The organism is Planktothrix paucivesiculata PCC 9631 (genome assembly GCF_900009265.2).
Lineage (GTDB): Bacteria > Cyanobacteriota > Cyanobacteriia > Cyanobacteriales > Microcoleaceae > Planktothrix > Planktothrix paucivesiculata.
In genome coordinates, this window is the sequence record NZ_LR735018.1 from 463260 (window position 1) to 480841 (window position 17582).

Sequence of the window (17582 nt, forward strand, 5' to 3'; positions counted from 1 at the left end):
CCCCCCCCGTAGAGACTTTGCATGCAACGTCTCTACGGGGTTTTTAAATTACTGATTAGGTGTATTCAGTTCCAAATCAACAGAATTTTCCTGCTCCAATTTCACAACATTTTCAGGAGGAGTTAAACAGGTTTTTAAGAGTTGATCAACTCCTAAATTTGTACTAGCTTGGTTCATACCCACAACGCAATTTGAGAAAGTTTCGGGTAACACACTCCGACGACAGCTATCAAGAACATTGAACGGATCGGATGAGCTAGTATTTAAGCTAATATTAACTACACAATTCGCTAATTCATCGGGACGTCGAACCTGTAGACAACCGGATAGAATTTGTTCTACGGGTAGGGCGGCTACATTTCTTTGCATTTGGGTGACACAATATCCCATATTCCGGGGCCGTGATGCCATTCCACAGCCTTGAGTTGCTAACTCCACCGATAGCCCGGCCGCCACTAACTGTTGGGTGCAGTTTCTATAGTCCTGTCGGCGAATTAAGACAAAGGAAGGAAACGCCTCAGCAGGAGTCACGGGAACAAATAGGGGGAACAAACTCACCGTCGCCACTAAGGATAACCAACGCTGATGGCGTGGGAGGTTGGTCAGAAGTGCTTTTTTTAATCCAGAAAACATCACAATAGAAAGATTCATAGCTGTTTCAAGTTTTGCACAATGATATCATGGGTTAGCAGTTGACCGTTGATAGTTGCTCAACATCATCTTTAACACTCCCTGGCGTGAATGCAGGGTGATTTTTTTTCTCGTTCTATAGATCGTCTATCCTAGAAATCAAACAATGTCAGCATGAAGGGTATATGGGTGTTACGCGATCGCTCCTTAAATTAACTATTGGTACTGGGTGCATAGTCGGTGGCTTGGCATTTCCGCCACTCCTGGCAGCCGATGGGATCGTTTGGGGGACAATCTTGGCGACTGCTTTAGCCAGTGTTGCTGCTGGGAATACTGCTAATGCCATTGATGCCTTAATCGACAAGAAAGATGGCGATCGCATATCATTGCAGAATCAAGATTTAACTAAAGCAGTAGGAAAAGCGATCGCAGCCGTCATCACCCTAGCAGCCCTTCAAAACCAAGGCAAAACCCACGACAACCTAGAAAAAATTGCCAGCCAAGCTACAAATAATTGGGTGAAAATTGCTCAACAGGAACTCACCCAGCAACGCTATCCCCAATTAAGAGAAGCCAAACTCGACCAATTCCTCACCCCAGAAGAATACAGCCTCACCCAAGATGGCAACCTCACCCCCCAAGAATGGCAGGATATTTTCATCCGCTTAAACATGGCAGCCTGTAAAGGGGGTGGCTTTAAACTCCCGCCAGAAGTCTATCCCCAAGTAGCCGAATTACTCCATACCACCTTCCCCAAAGCTTTAAGAGAAACCCTCAAAGAAGACTTTGCTAACGATGGCAAAGCTTTTGCCGGATTAACCTTGCAGTTACTCACGGGAATGAAAGCGGAACTGACACAACTGCGAAACACCAATCTAGCGGTGAATGCCACCGAATTAACGCAAATTCTCCAACAGTTCCAGCAGTTAGAAACCCAGTTACGGGGAACCGTCGCCCAGCAGCAGGCATTTTTTAGCCAAATTTCCCAGGACATAGATTCTGGTTTTGCCGAAGTCTGTCAACAGTTGGGAGTGATGGAAACCAATATCACCGGATTGTTACAGAATTTAGAGAAAAGACTAGATGCTTTAGATGAAAAGCTGACGAGACTGGAAGCACCGAGGGGGCGGCAGTTATCGAAACATGAGTATCGCAACCGTCAGGTGTTATTGTCTCAGATGGGGACTGAAGTTGAAAGCCGTTTAGCACAGTCGTTACACCATGCGGTTTTGCTGAATTTAGGCAAAGAACAGCAACCCCATCAAGTGCAACGCCCTTGGGATGTTTCCGTGAAGGTGGGGGAAGCGCGATCGTTTCAGTTACCCTCACAGACGAATATTCTGGAGGTGTTTGAGAATCCAGCCATTAACGGCAAGTTTCTGATTTTGGGAAAACCGGGAGGTGGGAAAACCACGACGTTGTTAGAGTTAGCTCAAGCCTTGGTTGAGCGTGCCCAGACGGATAGCGATGCACCCATCCCCGTAATTTTAGAGCTTTCGGCATGGCAGACAGTTACAAAAAGAAAGTTTTTACCTTTTGGAGAGAAAGAAAAATACGACCCTTCAATCAAGGAGTGGATTCTCTCTCAGCTTTGGAGTAAGGGAGTTAGTCAGGAAATCGGAGAGCAGTGGATTCGGGATAAAGAGTTAGTGCTGCTTTTGGATGGTTTGGATGAGTTGCCATCGGAACGTCAGGCGAAGTGTGTCCAGGCAATTAATAAGTTTTTAGATAGTGAATTTTCTCCTCTGCATTTGGTGGTAAACAGTCGCAAGGAGGAGTATGAGGAATATGAGGAAGTTCTGCACTTAAATGGTGCGATTTGTTTGGAAGATTTGAGTGTAGAGCAAATGCGTCATTATTTCGCCAGTGTCAATCTTGGGGAGTTCTGGGAGAGTATTAAGGATTCTGAGAAGATTGTCAATTTTATTCGTCAGCCTTTATTTTTGGCCATTACAAGTATTGCTTATCAGCAGATTGATGTTGAGGAGTGGAGAAACTGTAATACAGAAGAAAAAGCTATTGATTATTTGCTTGGTATTTATCGAGTGGAAAGGCTTCGCAAAACATCAAAAAGCAAATGGTACTCCAGAAAGCAACCTTTGGCTTGGAAGTCTCAAAATATTCTAATACAATTAGCTCAATATCTGGATAAAACGCAAAATCCCAAAAAAGAATTTAGAGTAGACGGATTACAAGGATACATTTTACCAGAAAAAAAAAGAAATATTCATATATTGTTAATTTTTTCTCTTTCCTTCTTAATTTTCTTCTCTGTAGTCTTATTTACCCCTAGAGATTATCAGATTTCAATTCCAATGGTTGATGATATCCTCATTGGATTTCCCCTAGGATTTATTCTTTTTTTGATAATTGGGATGCTAGGAGCATTCGCATTTGTATGTCCTATATGGTTCATTATATTTGGTGTACGTCTCGTCATGTATGTCAATTCCTTAGCAAAAGGAATAAATGTTATTATGAGGGCTATTGTTGTGTCAATAGCAAGTATTATTTTTCTAATAATTACTCTATTTTTCATAATATCATGGCTTGCAATTGTTCCTTTTATTTGGAATTTATGGGTGATGATGAATCAAACAAATCCTTTACTTTGGAGTATAGGATGGAATGTAACAATGAAAGCATTTATTCTTGTATTGCTAATGATAGTTTTTGTTTTCTGGGGAGGAAACTACTCTAACTGGAAAGGGGAGCTTTTTTTCTTCCAGCTAAAAAAATTTAATCCATTAGGTCTACTTTTAGCTTGGTTTTGGACAGCATTTGCTGTTGTTTTTGTTGTGTTTTTTAACTTCTTTTTGCCAAACTCGCTTGCTCTTGTAGTTCAAGGAAATAATAGTTGGTTAGTCTGGATTATTTCGCTTGGTACTGGTTTTGGAATTCTGGTAGGATTTTTGTACGAAGATAAAATTACAAGCAGACCTAACAATATATTTTTAACCTCGTTTCTCGGCTCTATTGTTTTCTTTACAGTAGGAATGCTTTCAGGATTTATTCCCAGCTTAAACATGGGGATTATTACAGCACTGGGCAATGGGACTATTATAGGATTAATTTTCAGTTCGTTAGCATGGTGGGGTTGCATAGAATACCTTGCACTACGCCTTATCCTTGGGTTGAGTGGCTATATGCCTTGGAATATAACCCGCTTCCTCGACTACTGTACAGAACGCCTAATCCTGCAACGAGTCGGCAACCGCTACCGCTTCATCCATCGCCTCGTTCAAGAACACTTCGCCAACCTAGAAATCCAAAAAGAGTAAAAAATTGGGAGTAAAAATCAATTGAACTTTGAAATTTTAGGAGAAATTCATCACATTAAAATCATTTATATTTTGGAGTAAAGATTATGCAATTTGTCGTTTGCATCAATAACAAAGACTATTCAGCTTCCTGAGAAATTCGCAAAATTTATCAAGTTTTACTCGACCCTCAAGCCAACAATCATCAAATGATTCGCGTCATTGATGAATCTGGAGAAGACTACCTATACCCCAGTCATTATTTTATGGCCATAGAGTTATCAGAACCCCTCCAACAAGCTCTTGCTACCTGCCTCTAAAATCAACCCAGAAACCGGGTTTGGTGCAAAGAAACCCGGTTTCTGCGCGATACAACTTTCGCGCTAAAATATCGCCAAAACCATACCTACAAAAAAATTCCTACCATGCTCAGTGCAACTGTCACCGAGACCGGACAAATTACCCTTCCTCAAGAAATTCGCGATCGCCTGAAACTGGTTAACGGCAGTAAAATCAGCTTCATTATTGATGAAGACGGACAAGTTAAACTCTTTCCCCTGAATGTTCCTGTCCAAGAGCTATCAGGAATCCTACACCGACCGGGTATGAAAAAAGCTACTCTCAAAGAAATGGACATTGCTATCTCTGAGGGAGCCAATGATTGGACTTGATACTAATATCCTTATAAACAAGGTAGAGCCGATTTTTCTGATTATTTAATTGGAGCGATCGCCCGTCAAGCAGGTTGTACAGAAACAGTGAGTTTTGATAGCAAGCTGAAAGTAGAAAAAGGTTTTCGTTGCATAGAGTAGCGATCGCCCTCGTTCAAGTACCGAGAAACCGTTTTTCTGCGCTGGTTTCTGCATCCTAACCAAGACTTGCTCAAAAAACCCGGTTTCTTTAGAAGCACGAGACTAGCTATGAAATATTGATTAGATACATACTATAATAAAAGGTTGGTGCAAAAAATTTTATGCGGAGAAAAAGTTAGATGGCTCGATATAGAGGCCCCCGTCTGAGAATCGTTCGTCGTTTGGGCGATTTACCTGGATTAACTCGGAAATCCCCCAGAAAGGCCTATCCCCCTGGACAACACGGCCAAGCCCGTCGTAAACGTTCAGAATACGCAGTCCGGTTAGAAGAAAAACAAAAACTGCGCTATAACTACGGCGTTTCCGAGCGTCAGTTATTGCGTTATGTCCGTAAAGCTCGTCGCGCCGCCGGTTCCACGGGTCAAGTCTTGCTGCAAACCTTGGAAATGCGGTTGGATAACACCATTTTCCGTTTAGGAATGGCCCCCACAATTCCAGCGGCTCGTCAGTTAGTCAGCCATGGTCACGTGACTGTGAATGGTCATCGCGTTAATATTCCTAGCTATCAGTGCAGACCCGGTGAAATAATTGGGATCAGAAATACGGAAAAATCCCGTGAATTGGTCAAAGCCAATTTACAATATCCCGGTTTAGCCAACGTTCCTAGCCATCTGGAGTTAGATAAAGCACAACTGACTGCAAAGGTAAATAGCGTCATTGAACGGGAATGGGTGGCTTTACAAATTAATGAACTGTTAGTCGTTGAATTTTATTCACGTCAAGCCTAAGAGTTCCTCACCGTTCTATTTTGTGTGGGGCGTTATCGACTAAAAATAACGTACCCCACCTAATTATTATTAAGCCCTAAATCCAAAATCAATCAGGCTGCTATCCTCCAATTTGGGACATGGTGCGGGCATAATTTCCCGTTGTACCAGAGTCCCGTTGTTTAAAATTAATATCGGGTTTAATTCCTAATAGGTTACTTACCTTTTCTCTTAACTCCTCAAACGTCGCACCCTGACGCAGAGGAGTTTTTAAGTCTATTTGTCCGGTTTCATTGAGTAAACAGGGTCGTAACCAACCATCGGCAGAAAATCTCATGCGGTTACAGCGATCGCAAAAACATTCAGACATCTGACTAATAAATCCTAATGTTCCCTTCGCCCCCGGTATTTGAAATACATCCGCAGGGCCGTTTCCCTTCACCTGTGAGGCTTCTAAACCCCATTTTTCGCGAATTTGCTGTCTTAATTGTTCTGAGGAAATCCAACCGCGATCGGCAAATAAATCGTTATTTCCAATGGGCATAAATTCAATAAATCTAACGTGCCATTGTCGTTCTATGGTTAGTTTTGCCAAATCTAACACCTCATGCTCATTCACCCCAGGAATGACTACCACGTTTAATTTTAAGGGGTTAAAACCGACTTGATAAGCGGCTTGTATTCCTGCCCAAACCTGTTGCCATCGGCTGCGCCCTCGGTTGCCGATAATTTGATCAAAAATATCAGAATCAAGGGAATCTAAACTAATATTAATTCGTCGCAGTCCAGCATTATATAAATCCTCTGCCATTTCTGCTAATAAAAAACCATTGGTGGTCATTGCCACATCTTTTGTTTCAGGAAAAGCGTTAATTTGTTTAACTAATTCTACCACCCCAGGACGCAATAAAGGTTCACCTCCGGTTAAGCGAAATCGAGTAAATCCAACGGGGATAAATACCTCTTGTAACAGGGTTAAAAGTTCATCCAGGGTTAATAAATTCTCTCGTAGGATATAATCTATTTCTGTGCCTTCGGGCATACAATATTGACACTGGAAGTTGCAACGGTCAATCAAACTAATACGAAGATAATCAACGGGGTTCATGGATTTTTAGGATAATAATAGAATTTTGTTCTTTCTGTATTATCTCTAATTTTTCTATTGTGGGGTGGGTCAGAATTATAATTGTCATGGATATTGTCTTAAAAGTGACTGAATAATGGGTTATGATACTCTAGTTTATTAGTCTTAGATTGTATAATCTCTCTTTTGTCATGTCGCGGGATTTTAACAAATTTAATCTCTTTTAGCTTCGGGAAAATCAAAGTTTTCCCTGGCAATGACAAAGGAGAGATAATATTAATCTCGCGGAGGTCTACCCGTATCTTTGATTATTTCTTGACCTTCCTCCCTAGCTTGAGGACAAAGAGTAATACTATTGTGAATGCTACAGGGAAACTTAACAATAGAATTGGAAATAGTCAACTCTGAAGCTTTTGCTTGAGTTGCTGTAATCACCGATAACCCGATTAGGGTTAAAGAGATCAGACTTTGGCGTAACATAATCAGACTCCTTTTTGTACAATGACAGAATAAATCCGCTTATTAAACCCATGAATTACTGCACACAAATAAGGGTTTTAACGGGCTTAAAATTTTAATTAAGAAGGGGTTAATAAACGGATTTTATTCCTCTAAAATAAGTGGGGGTGTTATTGACTTCAACCTAAACTACCCAGTTCATGAATAATTGAGTTTTCCAGTCTTAACACTCTACTTTTCTAGTACAAATTTGTAGATCAGGAATACTTTTTATTTATCTATGAATTTTTTTATAAAATACTTAAATATTTGCTACTGATAATTAATAAAAGAGGTGGGGATATCAGTTATCAGTTATCAGTTATTAGTCATTAGTCATTAGTTACCAGTTTATTACCCATTCGTAATTCGTAATTACCCTTAATTCATATTCATTCCCCCTAAAGGAACAGAAATTAAATCATGAAATTGAGTATCTCTAATTCGTTTTAACTCCCACATCCATTTGGTTTCTGCGTCAATTTGTTGATAATATTTTTGAGCTAAATTCTGCTGTTGAGCAATATCGGTTTCTCCCCATAATTTTAAAGCCATATCTCGTCTTTTTTGACAAATAACGGTTTCAATAGATGCAATAGAACTGCGGATGACTAATTGGGCGCGACAAATATCAATTTCTGTATGTTCATCCAAATAAAATAGATGATAAAATTGTTTGGTTTGTTGATTTTTTTCTAAACAAACTTGTTGCAATTCCAGAATTAAATCCACCGGATTTAAACTCTTTTCAGATCTTTCCTCAATTTGGGCAATTTCTCGCCATAAAAACCGATGATGAGCTAAACTAAACTGTAAATCCCTCGCTTCTAAACCATCCATAATACTTAGACGATATTCGGGACAATGGAGATAAATTCTGAGGAGTTTAACTTCTGCTTCTTCTAATAAACTACGCTCGGAGTTAATACTAAGTAAATTATCAGAAGATGGTTTATTTTTTACTGTTTCTAAATGGTGCTGATTGATTTGAGTTTGTAAATTTTTAGCTAATAAAGAAACTAACCTATTTTGTCCTTGACTCAGAAGTTCAGCACAATATTGAATATAGTGGGTGCGTTGCATTCCATTCTCAATTTTTTTTAATAATTCCACCATTTGTTTTGAGACTTGCTGCGACTGGGAAACGGTTTCTAGGTTTTTTCCAATTAATAACCGTTGAATTTGCCAATCAATCCAAAATGGCGCATTAACCAATAATTTTTGATAATCTTCAGCAGAATTATGAATTAAAAACTCATCGGGATCTTTACCAGAAGGAATATTTAAAATCCGTAAATTAATATAACCTTGATAAGCCAGATCTTCAATTTCTCCGATCGCCCGTTCGGCGGCTTTATTCCCTGCGGCATCTGCATCAAAATTGAGAATAATTTGTTTAGATTCTGTGTACCGAACTAACTGCCGAACTTGATTTAAACTTAATGCAGTACCTAAAGAAGCCACAACATTTTCTATTCCGGCGGTATGTAACGCAATTACATCAAAATAGCCTTCGACAACAATCGCTTGATCCTGTTTACCGATGGCATTTTTTGCTTTATCTAAGGCAAATAAAGTCTTGCCTTTATCAAATAATTCGGTTTCGGGAGAATTGAGATATTTGGGCAGTTCATCCCCTAAGCTTCTGCCTCCAAATCCAATAATTTTTCCCTGACTATCATGAATTGGAATCATTAACCGATCTCTAAACCGATCATAATATCCATTGCCAGTTTTTCGAGGTACAATTAGCCCTGCTTGTTCGACTAATTCCGCCGGAAAATGTTTTTGTTCTACCAAATAATCATAAAGTGTTTCCCATCCTTGGGGAGCATATCCTAACTGAAAATATTGAATGGTATTTTCTTTCAGATTTCGTTTTAATTTTAAATAATCTAAAGCTTGCAGTCCTTCCGCTTGTCTTAAAGTATATTGATAAAAACCCGTAGCGATCGCTAAAATCTCATATAATTGTTCTCGTAAAGAAATCTGTCTTTGTAATTCCTGACGTTTTTCAGGTTCCAAAGTCTTAACTGAAACTTGATACCGTTTAGCTAACTCTAAAACCACCTCACTAAAAGAACTTTTATCCAAATCCATGATAAATTTAATCGCATTTCCCGCCGCCCCGCATCCAAAACAATAAAACATTTGTTTCGTGGGACTCACCGTAAAACTAGGGGTTTTTTCATCATGAAAAGGACACAACCCCACAAAATCTTTCCCCCGTCGTTTCAACGAAACTTTCTCGGACACGATATCATAAATATCCGCCCTTTCTTTGACTTCTTCTATTGTCTCTGGATGAATTCGGGGAGTCAGCATTGGGGATTAAACTAGAATGATAAGTCTTTATTTTGCCATAAAATATCCTTAATGATCCTTTCTAATCTTTTGAGTGTATTATTTTTTTAAAGATGTGATCGCACTTACCCAACTTACCCCAATCAGTAGAAAATGTTATAATCACCTTAGAATTAAAGCAAGGTTTAATCAACAAACATCACCATTCGTGTTTAAACTTTAAGCCCGTGTTGTGGTATAATAACCATAGTTATAGTCAGTAAATTCTCTAAGGTCTAACAATGCAACTGGAAGACTATTTCAACTTTTTAGCCCCTGATGATATTCGTTTGAAAGGTTCACGCATTGGCATCGAAACCATTCTTTATGAGTACATTTATCGAAATCGAACTCCAGAGGAAATCGCTAAAATCTACACTTCTTTAAGTTTAGATCAAGTTTATGCCACAATTTTATATTATTTACAGCATCAAGAATGGGTAAGTCAGTATATTACTGACGGGTTGGAATGGGGACACAAAATGCGAGAAGAACAACGACAAAATCCATCCCCTATTGTTCAAAAATTAATGAAATTGAAAGCAGAAAAGGAAGCCACAAAATTGAAAAATGCTTAAATATCTCATGGATGAAAATGTTAACCCAATTTATATTAATCAACTAAGACGGAGAGAACCCGACTTGGTAATTCGTTCTGTGGGAGAACCTAATACTCCGCCAACAGGAACATTAGATCCAGAAATTTTGATTTGGTGTGAAGTTTATAACTTTGTCCTTGTCACAAATAACCGTACATCAATGCCTGTACATTTAGCGGATCATTTACGGCTAGGTCGTCATATACCAGGGATTTTTATTCTTAATTCTGAAATGGGAATTGGAGAAACAATAGAGGAGTTAATCCTAATAGCGGCTGGTTCCTTTGAAGAAGAATATCAAAATCAAATTATTCATTTACCTATCCCTTTAATGCGGTAATTTATAAAGAATTATTATCCCATTATCAACCTAAAATTATTATAAATGAAGCCAAATTAGAGTCTGTTTATTAATTGATAGCGGAATTAAAAATTAGTCAATGGGTCGCACCCTTTAAACACCCATATTTTCAATACTCCAATCTTCAAATCTCAACCCAGGAACTCGTTCAAAATCCTGTCGATTTCGTGTTACTAAAATTCCATTTTTAGAAATTACAGTTGCAGCAATGCGTAAATCTCTTGTACCAATTCTCACTTTTTGACGCACTAACTCTATGTAGCAATTGTAAGCATCCTGATCAAAATCTAATACTTGAATTGTTTGAAAGAACTTTAATCCATCCTGTAAACCTTTATAACCCCAGATTAACCGATTAGATTGAGAAGATTGCTGGATCGCATTTAACCATCCTTTCATTTGTTCTTCTACTGTAATAATAGTAACAGTAATCTCGTCAGGATCAGTTTCCATAACACGCTGTATAACTACAGGATGCTGATTTTCAAAAAGTGTAATATGATCTGTATCTAGTACCCACAAACTCACTTTACTTCCTCCTTTGCTTCAAGTTGACAATAATATTCTTCCATTTCAGCATCAAGTTGCTCCCGATCAGCTTTTATATAATCTTGTACTTCATCAAAAAGCGGGTTATCTTTATACATTCCTGCAAACTTCATCCAAGGATGTTCCGGTTTGGGTAGAGGAATTTCTAGTTGCACAATTTCACCCTGTTTCAGAATGGCATTAACTTGTTCTAATAATTGTTCTAAAGCTGCTTCTCGACTTGCACCCTTAGCTTTACAATCTAAACCTAATACTGTTACTATATATTCTTGATCTTGTTGTTGAATTAACACAGGATAAGTCAATTTAGCAATAGATGGAGATGACGCTTGAATTAAGTTGGCGGTCATAGAACTATCCTTTTATAATCTAATGCAGTTTTATTATACACGATTTAAAGTTCTGAAAAAGGTATGATTCACGGGAGAAACTGGGCTTTTTGGTGAGAAATTGGCGTTGAGATTGCATTCTTTAGGTCGTAACTTAAGAATAGGCGATCGCTTACAACAATTAAGCATCAAAAAACTGGAGGGATAGCTGTGGATAAACAATAGTTTTCCCAACTCTTAAAGGGTTGAATTTCCGTTTCTTCATTGAGAACATCCACGACACGATCATAAATGTCTTGCGCCTGTTCAGGAGAATCACCAATACAAGTTAATCCTAACTTTCCATAACGAGATAAACACCCCATTAAGTGAAAAACCGTTCCTGTTTCCGTACTACTATCAAAATGCAATTGATGATTAACAATAATATCCATTAAATCATTAGGTAATAAACCCTGATACTTGTTATGTTGCAAATTATCCGAAGCAATATAAAATTTAGGTTGAGATTTTCGACTATAAAATAACCCGGTTTGTAAATCATAATACCCATTAGTTAATAACTTTAAAGTCATAAATGGATGGGTGGTGCCCCCTCGACGCAGGTTAATTTCTATCGCCTGTAAATCCCAATCTAAACTGTCCGGTTGATAGACCGCAATAAAATCTACACCAAACCGTTCTAAAGCCCCTTTATTCGCTAAATTTTGACCAATTTTTTCTCCCATTTCTTGCAATTTTAATCGATAGGCGGCTTGGGCTGGAAATCGACAACCTTGGAAAATTTGACCATCGGGGCCCCCTAAAATTTGATCATGGGTGGAGATAATTTGAGTCTTGCCATTGGGAGTAATTTCACACTGAACACTAGGAGATTCTTTGATCTCCCCTTCAATAAAAACCTCTACAATTGCCCCTAATTGAGAAATGCGATCGCGAAAAGTTTCCCAGGTTTCATTCGGTGCTTGAAAACTTAATTTATTCCAGTAGTTTTCAAGAAGTTTGGGTCTTTCCTGTGGGTTTAAATCTTTCAAAGGTCTTAAATCTAATAGGGCATTTCCTTCTCCAGAAAATCCCTGATTTAGTTTAACCACAATTCGGTTTAAGTTCGGTTGACGACTCCATAACTCCAAGGTTACTTTAGTTAAATCTTCAGTATTAAAAACTAAACCACTACCGTCGGGATGGGGAATACCTGCTTCGGCAAAGATTTGCCGACTGCCACTTTTAGTTCCCCAATAATTTAAGTCAGGATCAACCCCAAATAACGGAATATCCAATTGTACAGATAATTCCCGTTCTAGGGGTGTGGAATTAAAACAAATCATGTAGGATTGATTCGGTCTTAAAACTTGATGAATTCGAGAAATTAAACGGGGACGTTCTAAAATTTTTTGGGTTAAGGGTTTGGGAGAAGTATCATAGGTTGAAAATAACAATAAACGATCCCGAATATGACTAATAGGAATTCCAGGCATTAGGTGTAAATAATAATCAATTACGGTGGGGTGAATGGGTTGGGAAGACACATAAATTAACCGCATTCTAGGATTGCGTAATCGAATTAAAGAAAACAGTAATCGTTCTTCATACTGATGGGAACCCGGAATTTTTTCTAATTGGTGGCTATCTAAACTCAACGACGGAATCACTACGACATCTTGATCCTCTAATTCCTGATCGCTTAAACTTTGAAAGCGTTGCCGAAGTTGAGTTTGCAGTTCTCGAAACCGTTGAATTGTGTTTTCCTGGGAGTGATGCAATACAACCATAACTCTAACCTATTGAACCCGATATCTCTATGTTAGTTCAGGTGATTAACCCGATAGCAGTTTCGAGAAGAATTGCAAGATTTTGTTACTTGAGTTCCCAGAGTCGTGATTTTTGATCAACTTTTTCTACTTTTTCTAATTGATAGTTTTCATTTTTAATGGTTTGGCGTAATTCCTCAGAGGGGTTAAGAACAAAAACCTTTGGCCCTATGGGGAGTAATAATAGATTGGGTTCGGAATTAACCATCAGTAGTTTAATATCAGGGTTTAATTCATAACTCAGAGAAATAATATTCCCTAAATTTGTATAATAACTCCCGTGATCAACGATGACAGTGGCGGATTTATTTTTATTTAATTCTTGGGCAATTTGAGGATTTTCATAACTGGGAATTTGATGCCACCAGCTTTGAGAGTTGGCACTCATACTAATAGAAATTAAGCTAAATGTAAAAACGATAGCTAGGAGCGATCGCCAAATTATTTCTCCATCAATTAAGGAATTTTTATTACTTTTAATATGTGTAGAAAACAGATAAGCCACAGCTAATTGAATCGCGGGAAAACAGGAAATCAAAAAGCGTGTTACCCCGGAACGCCCTCCCCCTAAAAGAATATCCGGTAAGGCTAACATGAAAAAGGGAACTAAAATAGATGTCCAAATAAATAGGCGAGTTTTTCGGTTTGTTTGTTGGCTAATTTGAAATAATGCCAACAGAATTAATAAAATAAAGGGGAGTCTGAGTAAATACATCTGAATACTGTTGAAATCGAAGTTGATATCAACAAATAAAGCGGTAAAACTCAAAATCCAAAACTTGCTTAAATTCAGTAAACTGATGGAATTGCTTGACCAATTGGTAACATCCATCGCCCGTTGTAAATTACTGATTAAAATAATTAACCAAGGACTAAAAGCTAGAATTGCGATCGCAATAGCCGCTAAAAATTCCAATAATAAAGGAGAAAAAGGAAAGCGTTTTCGATTTCTAAAAGATCGTGAAGACTCCATACTCAGTAACAGAATATAAGCCCCATGACCTATAATTGTTAATCCGAATAAAACATGGGTATAGAGTCCAAAAATACAGGCTAAACTATAACCCGCCCAAAATAAAGGATGACGCCAATGAACTGCTTTGAGTAGAGCATAACCACTAGCAATCACCAGTAAAGTCAGTAAACTATATTGTCGGGCAGTTTGAGCAAATAAAATATCAAAGGGAGATAGGGCTAAAAAAGCCGTAGCCAGTAAAGCGGTTTGGGAAGATTGAAATAATTCCCAAGCCAATAAATACATAAACGGCAGGGAAATTAAACTAATTAAAGCGGGTAAAACCCGAGAAGCAATAATAGAATGACCAAACAAAAACATCCAGACCCGTGCTAATAAAAAATAAAACGGAGAATGTTGAGGATCTTCTGTGGCTAAAGAATTAAGGGTATCTAGGGGGGTACTACCCGGTTTCAGTTGTTGATATTTGAGGAGATCAATGGGGGAAACAATGCGATTCTGATAGAATTCCTGAGTAAATTCTTGACCCGTATATCCAGCAGCCCGCAAGGTAGTATAAACCTCATCATGCCAATAGATTTTTCCATCTAAAGCCACAAATCGAAAAGCAACACCAATAATAATGACAATTATTAAAAATAACCTCAGAACTTGAGGGCGAATTCTGTTGAAAAAGTTCCAGAGACGGGGCATAACATCCGTTTAAATTAAGTTGGATCAGGTTAGATTCTAAAATTTACAGGACTTACGGATCACCTGTATAGAGAGTAGGGGCAATTCATGAACTGCCCCTATCTATAGGGTTACTTTTGATTAAAAAAAGCAGGGAAAATCCCTGCTCAACTTTGGCTCAAATTCTCAATCGTTTTAAGAAATTAGTGATTTAGGGGATGATTCATGTCGCCCTAACTCATGCAGTCTCAAGACTCTAGCTTAGTATAAAGAGCTACTGGGTTTGTGGACGATGAAGCTTAACACTTGGCACTGCTTCACGTTGTCAAAACCCATGACTCGGATATAGCATTTGGAGTTTTCTTGGCGGCAAGCTTGGACTTCATTCAACACTTCTTGAGAAGTAGTGGCATTGAATAAAGGCAGTTTCCACAGAGTCCAATAGTGTTGGGTGGGTTCAGAAGATTCACTAAATTCCACACCGGGGATATATCCTTGATCCAGAATATATTGGACTTGCTTGACGATTTGGGCATCGGTCAAGGGAGGAAGATAGGATAACGTTTCAAAACGACGTTCTTTTGGTAATGTCCGCATTGTTGTTTCTGAAGTTAAATCGACTAAAGGTTAATAGGCGATCGCGGTGGTCATCATGCTTGAACTCACCGCAGGTCGGGGTTTGGTTCTGAGTCCGCTTGTAATTCTATCTCCGGGTTAGATTCAACACTACTCAGTTGCGTAATTCGTTCTAAATACTGACGTCGATAATCTATATTGGCTTTTTGAATATTTTCACGAACCATTTCTGGCAAATAATCGGCAACTTCTTGTACGAGATGTTCCCGTACCGTCATAATCCGAAACGCCATCTCCTGATTTTCTTGGAGCATTTCTCCCAGATAGGCTTCTCCGTCCTGAATTTTCCCGGTTGAGGAAAACCCACTCAGCCAGATAGCTTGTCCAGGGTTCGTTTCCCATAGTTGATCCGTGATAATCCTTACAGCCTGATAGGTCAGGTAACTTGCCAGCACTTTTGAGGTCTGTTTCGCAACTTCTTTGATGTCCATAGGCTGACTCTAACCCTCTTGATTATGGATTTAGATTTTAGATTTTGGATTGAGTTGTAACCACAACTGACCTGATTTGTCAAGTCTGACCCAAAATCCAAAATCCTCAATCTCCAATCAATTTAGACGGTATCCATCGACTCGTACTCAAACTTGATTTCTTTCCAGAGTTCGCAAGCAACGGCCAGTTCAGGAGACCATTTGCAAGCTTCACGGATGACGTCGCCGCCTTCACGGAACAGGTTACGACCTTCGTTACGAGCTTGGACACAAGCTTCCAGGGCCACACGGTTAGCGGTAGCACCAGGAGCATTACCCCAGGGGTGTCCGAGGGTTCCACCACCGAACTGTAAGCAGGAGTCATCGCCAAAGATTTCCACCAGGGCGGGCATGTGCCAAACGTGAATCCCACCGGAAGCCACGGGCATCACACCAGGCATGGAAGCCCAATCTTGGGTGAAGTAGATCCCACGGGAGCGATCAATTTCAATATGATCTTCGCGCATCAGGTCAACGAAGCCCATGGTGATGCCTTTTTCGCCTTCGAGTTTACCGACGACAGTACCCGAGTGCAGGTGGTCACCACCAGACATCCGTAAGCATTTGGCCAACACACGGAAGTGAATCCCGTGATTTTTTTGACGGTCAATCACAGCGTGCATAGCACGGTGGATGTGAAGTAACACGCCATTACGACGACACCATTTTGCCAAGGTGGTATTAGCAGTGAAACCACCGGTCAGGTAGTCGTGCATGATGATCGGGGTTTTGATTTCCTTAGCGAATTCAGCCCGTTCCATCATTTCTTCGCAGGTGGGGGCGGTCACGTTTAAGTAGTGGCCTTTGATTTCCCCAGTTTCAGCTTGAGCTTTTTCGATGGCTTCTTGAACGAACAGGAAGCGATCGCGCCAGCGCATAAAAGGCTGAGAGTTGATGTTTTCGTCGTCTTTGGTGAAATCTAAACCACCGCGCAGCACTTCATAAACGGCGCGACCGTAGTTTTTCGCAGACAGACCGAGTTTGGGTTTAATCGTACAACCGAGGAGAGGACGACCGTATTTGTTTAATTTATCCCGCTCAACGGTAATCCCGTGAGGAGGGCCTTGGAAGGTTTTCAGGTAAGCGATGGGGACGCGCAAATCTTCTAAACGCAATGCCCGCAGAGCTTTGAAACCAAACACGTTACCGACTAAAGAGGTCAGTAAGTTGGTGACAGAACCTTCTTCAAACAGATCCAGAGGATAGGCGATGTAGCAAATATATTGGTTATCTTCGCCGGGAACGGGTTCGACTTCATAGCAACGACCTTTATAGCGGTCGAGGTCAGTCAGCAAGTCCGTCCATACCGTTGTCCAAGTTCCAGTGGAGGATTCAGCAGCAACAGCAGCACCCGCTTCTTCGGGGGGAACTCCAGGTTGAGGAGTCATCCGAAAGGCCGCCAGAAGATCTGTATCTTTTGGTGTATAGTCAGGCGTGTAATAGGTCAGTTTATAGTCCTGTACACCAGCTTTATAGCCAGATTTGGACTTCGTTTGTGTTTGAGAGTAAGACATATCTCCCTTAAAGCTCCCTTTGTTTAGGAATCGATTATTTTATGCACTGATTGGCAATTGATTAAAATAGTATCAACAAACGAGTCATTGCAACGTTGAATCTTTTTAATATTTTTATAACATTTGTTTATATTTCTTCTTGTTTTGGAACATTTGCCTTAGATCCCCGTGTTTTTTCCCCTTACATACCACTAAAATGACTTTTTTATATTAAGTCTTATGAAATAAATTCTGGTTAACAGAATAAGTGGTTTTACTTAACTATTTT

Annotated in this window: 16 protein-coding genes; 5 read left to right on the plus strand and 11 right to left on the minus strand. The window is 39.4% G+C overall.

Annotated elements, in window-relative coordinates:
- Window positions 1-48: 48 nt before the first annotated feature.
- Entirely contained in the window at window positions 49-651 is a 603-nt protein-coding gene (locus tag PL9631_RS16215) for a hypothetical protein (protein ID WP_083621880.1), read from the minus strand.
- Window positions 652-815: 164 nt separating this feature from the next.
- Here PL9631_RS16215 and PL9631_RS16220 point away from each other — a divergent pair, with 164 nt between their 5' ends.
- The 3 genes from PL9631_RS16220 (at window position 816) to rpsD (ending at window position 5490) form a co-directional block, all read left to right on the plus strand.
- Window positions 816-3911: an NACHT domain-containing protein gene (locus tag PL9631_RS16220; protein WP_083621882.1), complete on the plus strand. Its 3096-nt coding sequence runs from the start codon at window positions 816-818 to the stop codon at window positions 3909-3911.
- 404 nt (window positions 3912-4315) lie between these two features.
- The gene (locus PL9631_RS16225; RefSeq protein ID WP_079680970.1) at window positions 4316-4561 is read left to right on the plus strand and encodes an AbrB/MazE/SpoVT family DNA-binding domain-containing protein; all 246 of its coding nucleotides are present in this window, start codon (window positions 4316-4318) and stop codon (window positions 4559-4561) included.
- Between the two features lie 320 nt (window positions 4562-4881).
- A complete protein-coding gene (gene rpsD, locus PL9631_RS16230) occupies window positions 4882-5490 on the plus strand; it encodes a 30S ribosomal protein S4 (RefSeq protein ID WP_083621884.1) in 609 nt (202 codons plus the stop codon).
- A gap of 100 nt (window positions 5491-5590) precedes the next feature.
- On the opposite strand, the gene moaA is transcribed toward rpsD, so the two are convergent.
- The 3 genes from moaA to dnaG all read right to left on the minus strand — a co-directional run bounded on the left by moaA (window position 5591) and on the right by dnaG (window position 9379).
- Window positions 5591-6577 carry a GTP 3',8-cyclase MoaA gene (gene moaA, locus PL9631_RS16235; RefSeq protein ID WP_083621886.1) on the minus strand — a complete coding sequence of 329 codons (987 nt, stop codon included), beginning with the start codon at window positions 6575-6577 and terminating at the stop codon, window positions 5591-5593.
- Between the two features lie 255 nt (window positions 6578-6832).
- Window positions 6833-7036 carry a hypothetical protein gene (locus PL9631_RS16240; RefSeq protein ID WP_083621887.1) on the minus strand — a complete coding sequence of 68 codons (204 nt, stop codon included), beginning with the start codon at window positions 7034-7036 and terminating at the stop codon, window positions 6833-6835.
- Between the two features lie 399 nt (window positions 7037-7435).
- A complete protein-coding gene (gene dnaG / locus PL9631_RS16245; RefSeq protein ID WP_083621888.1) occupies window positions 7436-9379 on the minus strand; it encodes a DNA primase in 1944 nt (647 codons plus the stop codon).
- Window positions 9380-9639: 260 nt separating this feature from the next.
- Here dnaG and PL9631_RS16250 point away from each other — a divergent pair, with 260 nt between their 5' ends.
- Window positions 9640-9975, plus strand: coding sequence for a DUF433 domain-containing protein (locus PL9631_RS16250; RefSeq protein WP_083621889.1), 336 nt, complete (start codon window positions 9640-9642; stop codon window positions 9973-9975).
- A complete protein-coding gene (locus PL9631_RS16255) occupies window positions 9968-10336 on the plus strand; it encodes a DUF5615 family PIN-like protein (RefSeq protein ID WP_083621891.1) in 369 nt (122 codons plus the stop codon). The genes PL9631_RS16250 and PL9631_RS16255 overlap by 8 nt, the downstream gene beginning before the upstream one ends.
- Window positions 10337-10450: 114 nt before the next feature.
- Here PL9631_RS16255 and PL9631_RS16260 read toward each other — a convergent pair whose 3' ends face one another.
- From PL9631_RS16260 to PL9631_RS16290, 7 genes are all read right to left on the minus strand, one after another.
- A complete protein-coding gene (locus tag PL9631_RS16260) occupies window positions 10451-10885 on the minus strand; it encodes a type II toxin-antitoxin system VapC family toxin (protein ID WP_083621892.1) in 435 nt (144 codons plus the stop codon).
- Complete coding sequence (locus tag PL9631_RS16265; RefSeq protein ID WP_083621894.1) at window positions 10882-11256, minus strand: hypothetical protein; 375 nt, start codon at window positions 11254-11256, stop codon at window positions 10882-10884. The genes PL9631_RS16260 and PL9631_RS16265 overlap by 4 nt, the downstream gene beginning before the upstream one ends.
- A 167-nt stretch (window positions 11257-11423) precedes the next feature.
- Complete coding sequence (locus tag PL9631_RS16270; RefSeq protein ID WP_083621896.1) at window positions 11424-13007, minus strand: peptide ligase PGM1-related protein; 1584 nt, start codon at window positions 13005-13007, stop codon at window positions 11424-11426.
- An 85-nt stretch (window positions 13008-13092) separates the two neighbouring features.
- Window positions 13093-14715, minus strand: coding sequence for a glycosyltransferase family 39 protein (locus PL9631_RS16275; RefSeq protein ID WP_083621898.1), 1623 nt, complete (start codon window positions 14713-14715; stop codon window positions 13093-13095).
- Window positions 14716-14955: 240 nt separating this feature from the next.
- Entirely contained in the window at window positions 14956-15291 is a 336-nt protein-coding gene (locus PL9631_RS16280) for a ribulose bisphosphate carboxylase small subunit (protein ID WP_083621900.1), read from the minus strand.
- Between the two features lie 65 nt (window positions 15292-15356).
- The gene (rcbX, locus tag PL9631_RS16285) at window positions 15357-15761 is read right to left on the minus strand and encodes a RuBisCO chaperone RbcX (protein WP_083621902.1); all 405 of its coding nucleotides are present in this window, start codon (window positions 15759-15761) and stop codon (window positions 15357-15359) included.
- 122 nt (window positions 15762-15883) lie between these two features.
- Window positions 15884-17314, minus strand: coding sequence for a form I ribulose bisphosphate carboxylase large subunit (locus PL9631_RS16290; RefSeq protein ID WP_083621904.1), 1431 nt, complete (start codon window positions 17312-17314; stop codon window positions 15884-15886).
- Window positions 17315-17582 lie beyond the last annotated feature (268 nt).